The organism is Nostoc sp. JL34 (genome assembly GCF_017114945.1).
Taxonomy (GTDB): domain Bacteria; phylum Cyanobacteriota; class Cyanobacteriia; order Cyanobacteriales; family Nostocaceae; genus Nostoc.
Genome location: NZ_JABXKQ010000164.1, coordinates 1 through 15,433, shown reverse-complemented (window position 1 = coordinate 15,433; position 15,433 = coordinate 1). Strand labels below are relative to the sequence as shown.

Genomic DNA, 15,433 nt, shown 5'->3' with positions numbered 1-15,433 from the left:
AAGATCCCCGACTTCTCACGGAAGTCGGGGATCTTGGTGTTATTTTTATTTATACCCTGCGATTTAAGTGAAAAATAAAATATTCTATGTGTCCACAAAAAAATTACACTGTCAATTAAAATCTTGCTAATTGGTATAGCAATCCCATCTGATCTGTGAGAATTTACGAAGAGAAAAATCCTAATTTTGCAAGCATTACAGGCTTTATTCTTTCTCACATATCATTTAGGATTACTATAGTGGTTTTGTCACAATGACTAATTACCAATTAGCCACTTTTAATTACTATGTAGTGCTATTTAGATTTGGCCTCCAAGTTTTCTAAACGGCTTCTCAATTCCTGATTTTGTTGTTTTAGTTGGTCAAAATCTTCACGCAATTGACGCAGGGTTTTTTCTGAACCAATGTTCTTTTGCACCTTGGAAATTTCTTCTTCAGCAGAGCGACGTACACGCCCATCGGCTGTTTGGTCAATTAGCGATCGCAAAATCCCCACTGCTTTGGGTGTTTCCATTTGCCCTAATGCTGCTGCTACCGACACTTGCGTTAAAAAGAAGCTTTCTTTGGCTAGTTCTGTTAATTTTTCTAAAATCCGTTCCAAATTAACCGGACTTTGACCTACAGAAATCTTTCCTAAAGCGCGAATTGTGGCTAAACGTAGAGGTTGTGGTACACCAAGCTTGGTGTATTCGATGAGCAGATTTAAAGCTGCTTCCGAGGTTTTGAATTCAGCTAAACCAGCAACTGCCCCACTCCGCACGATTTCATTCCAACCCGCCTTCTCTTCTAAAACGGATTTCAGCAGCTTTAATACCTTGTCTTCCTTGGGTTTTTCTTCCAAGTTTGCCGATGCGATCGCCCCGATCGTCCGAGAAGCTGCTGCTTCAACGTAGTAGCTGGGATCGCCTTTTTGTAACAGCCCTCTCACAAGTTTATAGCTTTCAGCAGTTTTGATTTGAGCAAGTGCTTCCACTACAGATCGTCGCACGTAAGCATTTTTATCTTTTAACCCAAGAACTAAGCCATCAAAGGCTTGATCTAAATTGATTTGGGCTAGTTGTTTCGCCGCTTCCACACGCACACCCCACAATGGGTCATTTTTTAGTGAAGTAGAAAGCGCAATGGTAGCTTCTAACCCGCCTTTTTTCGCCAAAGCTGTTCCTGCATGAATACGCGAAATCGGGTCAGGATCAAATTCTAACTGTGCTTTTAACTCCGCTATTGGATACTCCAAAGCTACTGTTTTTAGGTAATTATTTCCAACATCAAAGCTGATAAATTGTGGCTTATTTTCTAGGGGAAAGTAGAAGCTTTGTTCACGTTCATTCACCCGCACTGTGAAAGTTTTGAGTGCTGAGTCCTGAGTCCTGAGTTTGCCATTACTCTTCACTTCTTCTTGTTGTGTATAGCCAAAACCAATAGGTATTTTTAAATCAAATAAATCCTTACTGCCATTTTTACCTTCAGCAGCTTGGGTTTGAGTTACTGTCATTTTTGCTAACTTAGCATCCCCATCCCAAGAGTAAGCTACTTTAAAATCGGGATGACCACCACGATAAACGTATTGGTCAAAGAGGAACAAAAGATTACGTCCGGTAGCTTTTTCAATCGCCCTGAGTAAGTCTACTGTCTCTACGGTTTTGTGGGCATTATCTTGGGTAAATGTTTGGATAGCCTGCCAAAATAATTCATCTCCCAATTGGGCCCGAATCATGTGATAAACACAAGACCCTTTTTCGTAGATGTGGCGATCGTAAAGTTCAATAGCTTCTCGGTAAATGTGCGTTACCATCGGTCGGCGATAACGGCTGCTATCTTCACTTAGGTAACGACGAGCTTCCAATAAACGATAGTAAGCTGCTTCTTCTAAACTGTATTCCTGTTCTGTCCACATCACCTCAGAGTAAGAAGCCATCCCTTCTTTAATCCAAGCATGAGACCAATGCTTAATCACCACCAAATCACCAAACCACTGGTGCGCGAGTTCGTGGACGACTAAACTTTCGGTGTTGCGGTTATCTAAGGCGGCACGTTCATCCAGCAAACATCTATCTGTTAACAGAGTTGTGGAGGTGTTTTCCATGCCGCCAAAGATGAAGTCATCGACGCAAACTTGGGCATATTTGGGAAAAGGGTATGGATAACCATACTTTTGGCTCAAAAACTCGATCATCCGGGGAGTTTTGCCCATGCTGCGTTTAGCATCTTCCTCCCGTCCCTTTTCTACGTAGTAGGTGACTGGTTTTCCCTTCCACTCATCCTGAATTTCCGCAAAATCACCTACTGCCAAGGTCATCAAGTAGGTAGGATGAACTTGTTGCTGTGACCAATGGTAGATTTTGTAATCACCATCTTCTGTGGTGTCAATTAATTCGCCGTTGGAAATAGCCACGAGAGGGTTGGGAACACGAACGCGAATTTCCGAAGTAGATAGTTGTCCTGGATAGTCAAAGCAGGGGAACCAAAAGCGAGAGTCTTCGTCTTCTCCCTGAGTCCAAACTTGAGTGGGCTTGTTTGGGTAGTGCTTGTCTGGTTGGATAAAATATATACCGCGTTGCGGTTTTGCCAGTGAGTAGGTGATCGCAATCAGCAAGCGTTTACCAATCTGGGTCGTCTCAGAAAGTTGAATGGAAAGCTGTTCCCCGTCATAGTCAAAATCTTGTGGCACCTCGTCCACCTGCACAGACTCGATATTCAGGTTGACAGCATCCAAAGTCAAACGGTCAATGCCATTACGGATTGGTAAGAGGCGAATGCTACAACTGCCCTGATAGCTTTGCTTGGGAATATCCAAGCTGAGAACGAGAAAAATATGCTCTACCTGTCCGGGGCGATCGGGGTTGTACTGTGGTCTTGCTCCCGGTAACTCAAAAGGTTTGTGTCCGTTATTATCTGTATCAAAATAAGACTTCGACATTGATCCTTACTGACCTTGTAATCCTGAAAAGTCTGGCTTGGCTGGATGTTGTTAAGCAAAATAGCGGTGTCTGTATTTCCCAAATTAATAGGGCATTATAGAGGTGATAACTCCCCTTTGGGATTGGGGGATTGAAATTAATCTCACCCGAACTTCCGAAGATCGGCTGCCGATCCTTGGACTTTTTTCCATATCCCTACCGCATTTACTTTTCCTGATGTTTTGCACTTTTTTGTCATTGAGTCAAGAGTCTCTTGCACCTCGATAGATTCTCATTAAGTACAAATACTCCTAATTATTCTTATAACTTAGGATAGCTTGCTGCTGCTGATCAGGCTATTTTGTTTGAGATGAACAGCATATCATTTGCGGATTTGCTCATCATCCCTTTGAAGTATTTTTGAGAGTAATTTTAGACTGCTAACTTATAGGACTACTAATTTTATCAGTAAATACCGATCAATGAGCAGAAATTATTAATAAATCCGAAAACTCTACAATGACACTTGTATAAATCTCGGTGACAATCTGAGCAAAAGAGGATAACAAAATGCCTGAAAGTAAATCAAAATTTTTCATTCCTGCTGTTGGGGCTGCTGTAGTTGTTGTAGCAGGAAGTATAGCAGCTTATACCTATTTTAAAGGCTCATCAGCAGGTAGTTTAGACGCTCTAGGGAGTGCGAAAGTAGTACCTTCAACAGCATTGATGGCAACTTATATTACTACTGACTCTGGAGCTTGGGCAAAATTACAACAGTTTGGCACTCCAGAAGCACAAAAGTTAGTGGCAAAAAATCTGGAAGATTTCAATAAGCAAATGTTCCGTGACGCTAACGTTTCTTATGAAAAAGACATAAAGCCTTGGGCTGGTGGTGTAATGATTGCTGTACTGCCAGCAAATCCGGTGAAACCGGCACAGTTCAACGTACCCTCTGGGGCACCTAATATACCAACAAATTTACAGCAGGAACCGAATATCCTGATAGTAGTGGGAATCAAGGACAAACTCAGTGCGTTGAATTTTGCTAACAAATTGAAGTCACAAAAAGGGGTGAAATTACAGGAATCTGACTATCAAGGTCAAAAAATTATCGAAACTACAGAAAATGGCAAGCCGACATATAGCGTAGTTTTAAATAATAGTCACTTGGTATTAGCCCCTCAAAAGCAAGCTGTAGAAAAAGCAATTGACACGTTTAAAGGACAGTCTTCTTTTGCCAGTAAAGAAGGTGCCAGCAGCATTCTGAAAGGAGTAGATGTCAAAAACAGCCTCGCCCAAATTTATGTACCAGACTATGCCGGGATGGTACAGCAATTAGCAGCCGGAAGTCCGCAGGTAAAGCAGTTACCCCCACAAACTCTCGCACAATTGAAGCAGATAAAATCTGTGGTAGCGGGTGTTGGTGTCGATGATGCGGGAGTGCGGGTAAAAGCGATCGCTAATTTAGATCCACAACTAAATAAATTTCAGTATCAATCAAGCCCTGGAAATATAGTCGGGCAATTTCCTGCTGATACCTTTGCTCTGGTTAGCGGAAATGGCATCAGCCGTGGTTGGGAAGTGCTAGTAGAACAGTCAAAAGATTATCCAGAAATGAAGCAAGCTCTGGAACAAGCACGAGGACAACTGAAATTTGCCAATCTAGACCTAGATAAAGATATTTTTGGCTGGATGAATGGGGAATTCGCCTTTGGTGCGATTCCATCAAATCAAGGAGTATTAGCGAGTGTTGGTTTTGGAGGTGCTTTACTCTTTGATACTAGCGATCGCAAAACTGCCGAAGCTACCTTAACAAAGTTGGATACTCTTGCAAAAACCCAACAAATCAACGTCGCCAACAGAAATATCGGTGGTAAAGACGTAACTGAATGGCAAATTCCCCGACAAGGAGCTTTATTGGCACATGGTTGGCTGGATCAAGATACTGTATTTGTAGCTCTTGGTGGCCCCATTGCTGACGCAGTTAGCGATGGCAAGAATCAATCTCTCGACACTAGCGATGCCTTCAAAGCCGTTACAGGTTCTTTGCAAAAGCCCAATGGCGGCTATTTCTATCTGGATATGGACAAAACTAAAACTGTGCCTTTAATCAATAGTTTTATCTCGTCTAACGCCGATACCATCACCATCCTCAGTTCCATTCGTGGTATTGGTTTTACTGCTACTAGCCCTGATAAATCTACTAGTGAATTGGAGATGTTGTTAGCTCTCAAGCCTACTGCAAAATAGGGTATGGGGCAAAACAGTTCTGAGTGCTGAGTAGGAAATCTCACTTCTTTACTCAGAACTCAGCACTGATTACGGGCTAAACCCTAGCTATCCGCTAACAGCACGAGGGGCATTGATTATTAATTCTCTCCTCTGCTCCTCATTCCTCTACTCCCCATTCCCACCCCTACTCACAAAACTTGATTATTTCGAGATTCCAAGGTTTGGTTCAGCCTATCTAAGGCACCAGTCAATCTTTCCTGAGCTATAAGGTTAGGGTCTGGCAGGGGTTCATCGGCTACTTCTTCTTGTCTCTTGAATTTTTGTAAGGCTCGAATTGCCACAAATAAAACTAAGGCAATGATTGCAAAGTCAACTATTGCGCCAAGAAACTCACCAATCTTGATTCCCGGAATAATGGTGATTGTTCTCCAGTCTTTGCCAGTAAAACTAACCAAGGGATTAATCAATGGCATGATCACGTCTTCAACAAAGGAAGTGATAATCTTGCCAAAAGCAGTACCAATGATGACGGCGATCGCTAAGTCAACTACATTGCCTTTAAGGGCAAATTCTTGAAAATCTTTTAAAAAGCCACTTGATCTTCTTCTTGCTCTGACCATACTTGATTCTAAATAAGCTTAAATTACTGTAATTTTCTTTATAAATGGCACTCAGCTTTTTGCCATCCCTGTTGAGATAGATATTGCTAAAGAGCAAAATTTTACCAGTCCTGAATAAAATTCTCTGACTAAATATAAATTGGAACCCCGCATAATTCACAGCTTCTCAGAACTTTGCTGTTCTCCAAATGTCAACTTTCTATAATATTTGTCGCTTGCGGCAAGCCAAAGGAGGAAGACTGCTGTTATACAATTCAATTCATTTCTAGACTGCCGTCCAGCAAGTATGTCATAAGTAGAAAAGGCTGTAAAATGCAAACTGATTTATGACCCCTGCTGTAAACACTAATCCTGGTTTAGCTTCCCGCTTGGTGAATGGCATACTGGCAATCCAGCCTTTAGCTAACCTAGCCAAGCATCAAGCTAGACAAATGATGATTAAACGTGCCGAGAGAATTGGTGTGCCTTGGACGCAAGAAGTCGAAACACTACAAGCGCGTGATTGGAAAAACGATCTTGCTCAAGTACAAAATCCTCAGCTTTCCTACCCCGATTACTACGTCACCTCATTCCATGCCTACGAAACCGGAAATCTCAGTTGGCAAGCTGCTTTTGAGGTAGAACCTGCTGCTTATGCTGTCCACGCTAAGATTTGGCAGAGTGCTGAAGAAGCGCAAGGCGATCCGATGCTGCGCCAAAGCTACCACAATATCCTGAAAAGTCAAATTCCTAATCAGCCGCAAGACATCCTGGATGTAGGATGTAGTGTTGGCTTGAGTAGTTTTGCCCTACAAGAAATTTATCCTCATGCCAAAATTACAGGCTTGGACTTGTCTCCCTACTTTTTAGCTGTTGCCAATTACCGCGCTGGGCAACGTCAAGCTAAAATTAACTGGCTTCATGCCCAAGCTGAATCTACCGGGCTACCTGATGCCTCGTTTGATTTAGTTTCCATTTTCCTGATGTGCCACGAATTACCCCAATCAGCAACCCGACAGATTTTAGCTGAAATGCGGCGCGTGTTGCGTCCGGGTGGCTACTTGGCAATCATGGATATGAATCCCAAATCTGAAGTTTACAAGAAAATGCCAGCCTACATTTTGACTTTGCTCAAAAGTACTGAACCATATTTAGATGAATATTTTGCTTTGGACATTGAGCAAGCTATTGTTGAAGCGGGCTTCCAAACCCCTACGATCACCAACAATACCCACCGTCACCGTACAGCGATCGCTCAGGTGAGTGGTTGATTTATCTCTACTGTTGTGGGCAGCAATACCACCCTTGCTGCTCCTAGGCTACTACTGCTGTCGGGTGCCATTTGCCCCACCTCTGTTAAAGTTACTGATGTTCTTTATCATTGGGGCAATATCTGGTCTTTTAGCCCTTAGACTCGAATGGGATTTTGAAACTTTAGCGAACTCTTTTGTCGACTGGCAACAGATCAAACGTTCGCTTCCTGGTATAGCCTTGCGGCAGCTTGTGGAAGTAGGCCCAATTGAAGAAGGCTGTAAGTTGACTGCGGTTCTTGTCCCAATCTACTATCTGCAACGCAAGTATCGATTACTTCACTCTAGCGTTTTCCTCTTCACGATCGCTGTTGCCCTTGGATTCACTGCCGAAGAGAACTGGATTTACTTTTTCCACGGTACAGCATCAATTTTTGACCGGACTATCGGCACACCAGTCCATGCGATGTTTTCTGCACCTTGGGGATATGCTTTAGGAATCTATATTTCCTCTAAAAATCGCTTAAATCGAGATAAAAAATTTATTTTTAGGGCTTGGCTAAATTCTGTAATCTGTCATGCCCTAGTTAATATCCTATCTAGTGCTTGGGGTTACTCATTACCCCTACGCTTCCTAAGTTACGGTTTATTTCCGTTTTTGTTGTGGATGTTTTGGCGGCTGGAACAATTACTGCGAAAAGTGCAAGGTAAACCTGTAATTACCCTGATTTGGTACCGTACAATCCAGCGCCGTTACTGGCAGAGGAGTTTAGTGCTGTTTGCCCTCATGCTGGGTGGAAATGCTATTTTTGGGCTGTTTCTCTTAGTCAGCAAAATTAGTCCTTTGAGTCCATCAAAGCTTTTTGACACTTATATCTTGTGGTTTATATTTAGTCGTTTTTTACTAAATCTCTTTTTTGGAGTTTTAGCGTGGAGCATTTATCGCTATTTACGACATTCCGCTCGTCGTCGGTATTTTTAAAAGTTGAAGTTAATGGTCGTGAACAGGCTACATTAAAGTTAGCAGCTACTTTATTTAGTTATGATAAATTGACAAGTCGTTTGCGACCTGGCTTCAACTGTTTAGTTAGTAAACTTTTCTAGCTGGGTATGGGGCATTGGGCATGGGGATGATATAAATTCCCTATGTCCTATGCCTAGATTTTAAATTAGCTAAACTCGTGCTAATACTGGCTGATTCACGGATGCACTGACTGAATCTGATTCAGACTCCGTGCAGTAGATTTCACAGGAGTTATTAGGACTTTCAATCAGTTTCACTTTATAAAGTTTAGCTCCCAATTCCTGAATGGGCGATCGCAGTAAATTACTAATGTAAAGTGCGATATTCTCAGCAGTGGGCACAACTTCGGCAAAGTAAGAAATGTCTTTGTTTAAAAAGGTGTGATCGAATGGCTCCACCACATAATCTTCTACCACTTGATTTAGAGCACCTAAATCAATAATCATGCCAGTCCGTGGGTCAATTTTCCCTTTGACAGTGACTTCTAGATGATAATTGTGTCCGTGACCGTGGGGACGAGCGCACTTACCATAAACAAGCGTGTTTTCTTCGTTACTGAGGTTAGGATGAGCTAGCCGATGGGCGGCGCTAAAGTGAGTACTGATGGTGAGGTAGGCTTCCATTGCGTTTCCCATATAATCTGCCCAAAGTTCAGGATGTTCAAATAACTGTACACGGACAAGAGGCAAGTGGGGTGCTAACCGCTGCCAGATAATCCGTGCAATATTCTCAGTGGTGGGCAGAGTTTGTTGAAATTCTGCCCACACATCGTTGAGATAAGAGAAGTCCAATTGACTGGTAACTTCTCGTTTAATTACGTGTTTCACATCAGACAAGTTCAGCACCATGCCATATTCATCCAATTCCCCAGCTAGGGAGATGAATAAGACATAGTTATGGCCGTGTCCCGGAAATCTAGAGCCAGCACTAAACTTATCAATATTCTCGGCTTCACTCAGTTCTGGCAACCAATAGCGATGACTTGCCGAAAACTGAGCACGGCGATTAACAATGCATTGCATGAGTCCACTATGAGCAGAATTTAAAATTTCTTAATCTTTTTCTGTTTCCAGCATAAACTAATTTCTTAGTCATTAGTCATTAGTCATCTAGCGAGATTTACCCATGCCCAATGCCCAATGCCCTATTCCCAATAACTATGTAACAGATGCTTGTGCCTCACAGTGTAATCCCGTAGCTATGCGGAATAGTTCTTGACCTGTGTGTAAATAACGCTCATCATAGTTCAAAGGAAAGTAACCTAATTCTTCGAGTCCATCTGCTACTTGATCGAGGCTGTAGTAGAGGTGAGCCGCTGTTCTTGCTAGACTAGGGGGATTCGGTAGGGAGCGAAAAGTAGTTTGTGCCTGCTTGAGGTCATCTCGACAGGTTTTTAAATATTCCTGGAATTCGTCTAACAACTCATCATCAAAGGGATCAGCGGCTAATTGCTCCATTTGTTCTTCTAATGAATAAAGAATGGTACAAAGCAAGCGATTTACTGGTTGGTAAACTTGGCGCAGCCATTCTTCAACTTGTTCGTCAACATCGCGTCCAGTTTTTCGTCTTGTCTGGTAATGCTTTTGCGCTGATGCTGTACGCTGTTGGCGATCGCTATTTAATTTTTGCGGTTCATATTGCAGTTGTTGGTCATAATTACGGCGATTTTGGTTGTCGCCTAAGACCTCATAGGCTGCATTGATGCGGATAATCTGCTCATGATCGGCTGTTTCCTGATTACTGTCAGGATGAAACAACTTAACCAAGCGACGATAAGCTTGCTTAATCTCCGCAAGGCTTGCACTTGGACTAACTTTGAGAGTTTCGTAATGGTTAGAAACGTGCTTATAATTGACCATTAATTCAATGTATCGTTAACTAACGCTAGCCGCTAGCCTTGCCTCCAGGTCTTGGAACAACGGTGTACTCAAATACCTCTCACCAAAACTGGGCTGAATCATCACAATTAAACGCCCTTTGTTTTCTTGACGTTGGGCAACGCGAATTGCTGCACATAAAGCGGCTCCACTGGAAATACCAGATAGTAGCCCTTCTTCTTTTGCCAAACGCCGACTGTAGGCGATCGCTTCTTCATCGGTGACTGTAATCACTTCATCAATCAATTTTATCTTTAAAACTTGGGGAATAAACCCAGCACCAATTCCCTGGATTTTGTGGGCCCCTGGTCGTCCCCCAGATAAAACTGGGCTATTGGCTGGTTCAACTGCGATCGCCTTGGAACTAGGCTTGCGTGCTTTAATCACTTCTGCTACACCACTGATCGTACCACCTGTACCCACTCCTGCCACAATCATATCTACTTGTCCATCGGTATCTTCCCAGATTTCCAGCGCTGTAGTTTCCCGATGCACTTTTGCATTGGCTGGATTGCGGAACTGCTGCAACATATAGGTATTTGGCGTAGTATTAACCATTTGCTGCGCCCGTTGAATTGCCCCACTCATGCCCTCCATTCCAGGTGTTAGTTCCAGTTCTGCTCCATAGGCCCGCAACATTGCTCGTCGCTCCCCACTCATCGTCTCTGGCATTGTCAAAATTAATCGATAACCCTTGGCTGCTGCTGCCATTGCTAAGGCAATTCCTGTGTTTCCAGAAGTGGGTTCTACCAATACTGTCTTCCCAGGAGTAATCAGCCCCTCCTCTTCTGCGGCGTTAATCATGCTCACCCCAATTCGGTCTTTAACTGATGCCGATGGGTTCATACTTTCCAGTTTCACCACAATTTCTGCAACACATCCTTCAGTTTGAGGAATGCGGTTTAACTGCACGAGGGGTGTACGACCAACTAGTTCTGTAATGTTACGAGCTATTCGCATAATTTAGTCCTTGGTTATTTACTTATGAGTCATTAGTCATTGGTCATTAGTCATCAACAAATGACCAATGACTAATGACTAATGACTCTTGACTAAATGTAGTACATGATATCCAATTGCCGCCGCGAATCTCGTTTTTCACAAAGATCCTGAAGCGTATATTTTTGTAACACTGAATTTGCCGAGCGACTTGCTTCTTGCCAAATCTCTTCTATAACCGAACTGTCTACCGTTTTGGAATTAACATTTTCTTCACCAGCCCGTGCCTCTAACCCTTCTAAACATTCCAAAATCTCAAAAAGGATGATTTTCCGGGGTTCTCGCGTTAACAGATAGCCACCTTTTGACCCGCGCTGACTTTTGACTATACCCCCACGCCTCAAGGTTGCTAGTAGCTGTTCCAGATAGCGATCGGGTATGTTTTGTTGGGCTGCAATTTGTCGAATTTGCAGCGGTTCGCCACTTTCGTAATGAGCGGCCATCTCTAATAAGGCCAGAATTGCGTATTCCGATTTACACGATAGTTCCACAAGCTGCAATAAGTTAGGGGTTAAGAATTAGGAGTTATGAGTTGAAAGTCATTCAATTTGAATTTTAGATTTTTCCTTTAATATAAAATCCCAAATTCGTCTTGGAAAGTCTAAAATTGGCAGAGTTACGATATTACGCAATATGTAACTTTATCCAGCCAACCTTTATTAGAAAAGCTCGCTCAGAAAAAGTTGCTGACGGCGTAAGTCAGTTTTCAAGTGGGCATTACAATGACCACCCTACTCTGGTCTATTTATATAAAACCCTCCATAACTCATAACTCCTAACTTTTCTAGTATACTCCGGTGAAATACTGGGGTTTATCCATTACTGTTACTAAAAACAAAAAGCCCCGCCTGATGGCGGGGAGAAATAGAGTTCAAAATTGTCAGTGGATAGTCAACACTCTAGAAGGTGAAAGTTGTTCTGAGCGTACCGATAATCGCATCATCGTTATTGCTGTTTTGACCAGGAGAGGTCAACCAAATTACCCCAGGGGTAACAGAGATGTTATCTGACACACGATACTTGTAGAAGCCTTCAAAGTGATAGGGTATATCATTACCAACAAAACCTGGTCGGTTAAAGGCATAGGGTTCTGCACCAGCAAAAACACCTAAAACGTTACCTTTTTTACCAAAATCAGGTAAAGCTACCCCAACACCATAGCTCCAAGCTTCATAATTATCACCTACACCGAAACCGGTCACATCATGGTAAGACACGAAGCCACTAATGGATAGTTTGTCGCTGGGTCTAAATGCAGCCGACACACCATAGGAGTTACTTGAAGATGCGTTTGTGGTACTTAAAGCGTTAGCTTGTCCAGTACCTACTAAAACCTCTCCAAAACTGTTATCTGACGTGGAACCTGAGTTGAATAATAGACCACCTGCGGCACTATATCCGTGGACATAGGTAGCAGCTAAAGCCAAGCGATCGCCAACACTAAAGTTCAATTGTCCAAGAGCTGCATAGTCGCCGTTGGTCAGACCTGAACTAAGAGCAGGACTATTGGCTTCCGATGCCAAGTAACCCGCAGTGATTGAGCTATTTCCCAGGATACCGCCACCTTTACCAAGGGGTAGATTGAGTGCTATACCAGCACCGCCACCAATCCGATAGATGGGACTTTCAGAAGCAAAGGTAGATAAAGCGCCGTTACCGCCGTCAGTGTTATCGAAAAAGTAAGGGTTATTGACAGCAGCATACTGGCTGTGTCGTCCACCACTAGCTGCGAGGTAAACTTGGGCTGGGCCTATAGGAGCTTCATAAGTCAAACGATCTATCTTGACACTGTTGTTACCAGTGCTACCGACTTCAAACGTTTGTGTACCTTCAGCAGTATTGATAGCACCACCAGCGTTATCCACTAGTGAAAAGGCTTGTGCATTACCGGCTGCTAGACGTGTGTGCAAAACGTCTCTACCAGTGAAGCTGGTTTGCAAGTCTAAACGTACCCGATCTTGGAAGACGGTATTGTTAGCGTCACCAGTATTACCGCCAAAGACATCAGTAACACCAAAAATGGCTTCACCCACTAGTTTTGTGGTAGTAGAGAACTGATTAGCTTCCAATTCAGCAGTCCGCGCTTCTAGGGAATCTACGCGACCGCGTAGAGTTGCCAATTCTGCGGAAAATTCTTCTTGCAACCGTTGCAAGGTGGCTAAATCTTGTTTGGTCACCAAGTCAGCTGTTGCTGTGGCAATCAATTCGTTAACTCGATCCAAACAGGCGTTCAAACCAGCGGCAAATTCATAACGGGTTAAAGCACGATTACCACGATAAGTAGCATTCGGGTAACCTGCGATACAACCATAGCGCTCAACCAAGGACTGCAATGCTTGAAATGCCCAGTCAGTAGGTTGTACATCGGAAAATTGAGAAACCGATGTTACTTGAGACTGAGAATTACCTTGGTTGCCTTCGTTGCTGTAGCGATTAACTTGATCTATGGTTGTTTGAGCCAATATTTCTGGCTGTTGGGCAACTTCGGTTATACCTAGTTGTTTGGCTGGTGACACTTTTGTGGTTGGGTTTGGGGCCGCCATTGCTGTTGTCGAAACTAACAATGTTGCTCCCAAAACTGCTGGGCTAACCACTAAGGATTTCCATAAGAGATTAGACATCTTTCCTTTACTCCTCACACCTTGTTTAGATAATTGGCTTCGTTGCACCTAATTCTCAAAAATGCGACATCTCATTGAAACCTGTGGATGAAGCATAGTAGCCACTACTACAATTTTAGTTTTTGCAAAGCTAATAAACGATTAACTTTGGGTTAAAAACTTATGTGATTAACTTATGCAAAAACATATCTTTATATCATAACATTATAAAACATCTGATCTAGATGGCAAGATTGCAGCGATCGCCTTAATAACTGTCACATCTACTTATCTAAATATCTAAGCAGAGAGTAGGGTCTAGGGCATTTGCTTCTATTTGGCTAAATTGCTGAAAGCTTTAGACACTTAGTAGCGCTCATTAAAAATCACTTCTTGCACTTAGCCCTAGTATAAATCGCACACCAGTTAAAACACACTGTCTTGGCTATACAAACATAGGTAAAGCCTTTTTGCAGGGTAAGTAATACAATTTTGGATTTTGGATTGGGAACACGAGTGCGTATCGTAGAGAAAAATTTATTGGTAATCGCTTTGAGTGTTCTATCTGTCGCAATCTATTGTTCAAATTGGTACAAGCAAAAATCAATCAAACTAATGTTACACAATGTAAATTTAATTAAATTGGCTCGTAGTAAGCGGCTTCAGCCTTCTTTTGAGGGCTGGAGCCGCTTATTACAATCAATCCTTTAATTGATTAATTGATTCACGCTTACCTCCTTAGTCAGTATCGCGATGACTTCGAGTCGTCTGGTGCAAGATGTTAAAAGACATGATTTAGTTGATTTGGGAAATTGCCCGCGCTACATCAAAGTCTGGTTGCGTTAACCCGCCTGCATCATGTGTTGTGAGTGTAATCTTCACTTTATTATAGGAAATCTCTATATCTGGATGATGTCCTGCTGACTCAGCCGGCTCCACCAGCTTATTGACAAACTCAATTGCTTCAATAAAATCTTTGAATGTGCGGGTAATCTGCAACTTAGAGTCTTTAACAGTCCAATCTGACAGAACCTTTGCCTGTTCTTGAATTTCCACTTCACTGAGTAGTTGTGCCATATCAAAAAATTCCTACTTGTATATTTATTTGTTACATTTTGCATCTGACAAAGGCAAACCCCTTTTGTTCTCCACACAGAAAATATGGGAGGATAAATTATAAGGCATAAGCGTGTGTCTAGATTTAAATGAGACTTGGCAGAAAGATAGAAGCTATTGCTCACATCTGTTCAAACTCCAAGGTTTAATGCAAAATATTTTTCTTTTTAAGAAAACTTAAATAGGTTGGCTTTGTCCGCGGCAGGCTATCGCTATCTAATATTTTCAAAAGTAACCATTGATAAAACAAAAGTCACCCATAAAAAACTATCCGCTCTGATTTAGATCAGATGATCTAAGTCAGAGCGGTCTAGCTGGGTCTTCAGGTTGCAACCAGACTGCCGGAAGGAACTCCGAGCTTGCCTAGCTACTTGAGCTAACTTAGTATCTCAAAGATAACTAAGGCTAACTTTTAGAGAACAGCCCCGGCACACAGCCGGCTAACTGCAACCTGATGACCCATGCGTTTACTACTTTCTATCATGGGCATCACCTCCTTATTGCCTAAGCGGTCTTAGTTTTAAAAGGGCAGAGTGTTTACTCTGGGTTAATAACCTTCACCTAATATAACACATAAATTTAGAGATATTAACCATATACAAGAAAAAATCTCCCACCTTTTGGTGGGAGATCGCTGGAAAATGGGGAATATTGACACTTTATTGGGTTATTAACAAGGAGATTATTTAAGCTTGTTGGTGTCAATTTCCGCCAACTACAACCCTAATTCAGGTCAGGGTCAAATTTGAATTCTTAGAGAGCGTTACCGCGAGGTAGAACTTCTTCAGGGAATACAAATTGTTCGTGGGGTTGATCTTGAGGAGCCATCCAAGCGCGGA

Annotated in this window: 11 protein-coding genes and 1 pseudogene; 3 read left to right on the top strand and 9 right to left on the bottom strand. The window is 42.5% G+C overall.

The genetic code is table 11. From position 1 onward, the window contains the following. Positions 1–295 precede the first annotated feature (295 nt). Positions 296–2,917: a M1 family metallopeptidase gene (locus HWQ44_RS29780; protein WP_292725549.1), complete on the bottom strand. Its 2,622-nt coding sequence runs from the start codon at positions 2,915–2,917 to the stop codon at positions 296–298. 550 nt (positions 2,918–3,467) lie between these two features. On the opposite strand from HWQ44_RS29780, the gene HWQ44_RS29775 reads away from it, so the two are divergent. Continuing rightward, positions 3,468–5,147, top strand: a complete 1,680-nt coding sequence (locus tag HWQ44_RS29775; RefSeq protein WP_292725548.1) for a DUF3352 domain-containing protein — start codon at positions 3,468–3,470, stop codon at positions 5,145–5,147. 170 nt (positions 5,148–5,317) lie between these two features. Here HWQ44_RS29775 and mscL read toward each other — a convergent pair whose 3' ends face one another. Next, positions 5,318–5,749 carry a large conductance mechanosensitive channel protein MscL gene (gene mscL / locus HWQ44_RS29770; protein ID WP_292725547.1) on the bottom strand — a complete coding sequence of 144 codons (432 nt, stop codon included), beginning with the start codon at positions 5,747–5,749 and terminating at the stop codon, positions 5,318–5,320. A 326-nt stretch (positions 5,750–6,075) separates the two neighbouring features. On the opposite strand from mscL, the gene HWQ44_RS29765 reads away from it, so the two are divergent. Together HWQ44_RS29765 and HWQ44_RS29760 are read left to right on the top strand one after the other, a co-directional pair. Further along, the gene (locus tag HWQ44_RS29765; protein WP_292725546.1) at positions 6,076–6,999 is read left to right on the top strand and encodes a class I SAM-dependent methyltransferase; all 924 of its coding nucleotides are present in this window, start codon (positions 6,076–6,078) and stop codon (positions 6,997–6,999) included. Next, the gene (locus HWQ44_RS29760) at positions 6,992–7,960 is read left to right on the top strand and encodes a PrsW family intramembrane metalloprotease (RefSeq protein WP_292725545.1); all 969 of its coding nucleotides are present in this window, start codon (positions 6,992–6,994) and stop codon (positions 7,958–7,960) included. Before HWQ44_RS29765 ends, HWQ44_RS29760 begins: the two co-directional genes overlap by 8 nt. Before the next feature lie 191 nt (positions 7,961–8,151). Here HWQ44_RS29760 and HWQ44_RS29755 read toward each other — a convergent pair whose 3' ends face one another. The 7 genes and pseudogenes from HWQ44_RS29755 to HWQ44_RS33710 form a co-directional block, all read right to left on the bottom strand. Then, positions 8,152–9,024, bottom strand: a complete 873-nt coding sequence (locus HWQ44_RS29755) for a 6-carboxytetrahydropterin synthase (protein WP_292725544.1) — start codon at positions 9,022–9,024, stop codon at positions 8,152–8,154. Positions 9,025–9,159: 135 nt separating this feature from the next. Then, entirely contained in the window at positions 9,160–9,861 is a 702-nt protein-coding gene (locus HWQ44_RS29750; protein WP_292725543.1) for a J domain-containing protein, read from the bottom strand. Positions 9,862–9,876: 15 nt separating this feature from the next. Next, complete coding sequence (gene cysK / locus HWQ44_RS29745; RefSeq protein WP_292725542.1) at positions 9,877–10,839, bottom strand: cysteine synthase A; 963 nt, start codon at positions 10,837–10,839, stop codon at positions 9,877–9,879. Positions 10,840–10,931: 92 nt separating this feature from the next. Next, complete coding sequence (locus HWQ44_RS29740) at positions 10,932–11,369, bottom strand: Rrf2 family transcriptional regulator (RefSeq protein WP_292725541.1); 438 nt, start codon at positions 11,367–11,369, stop codon at positions 10,932–10,934. 408 nt (positions 11,370–11,777) lie between these two features. Continuing rightward, positions 11,778–13,499, bottom strand: coding sequence for an iron uptake porin (locus HWQ44_RS29735; protein WP_292725540.1), 1,722 nt, complete (start codon positions 13,497–13,499; stop codon positions 11,778–11,780). Positions 13,500–14,273: 774 nt separating this feature from the next. After that, positions 14,274–14,555, bottom strand: coding sequence for a 4a-hydroxytetrahydrobiopterin dehydratase (locus HWQ44_RS29730; RefSeq protein WP_292725539.1), 282 nt, complete (start codon positions 14,553–14,555; stop codon positions 14,274–14,276). A 792-nt stretch (positions 14,556–15,347) separates the two neighbouring features. Next, positions 15,348–15,433: pseudogene (locus HWQ44_RS33710) on the bottom strand (photosystem II protein D2); the annotation flags it as partial.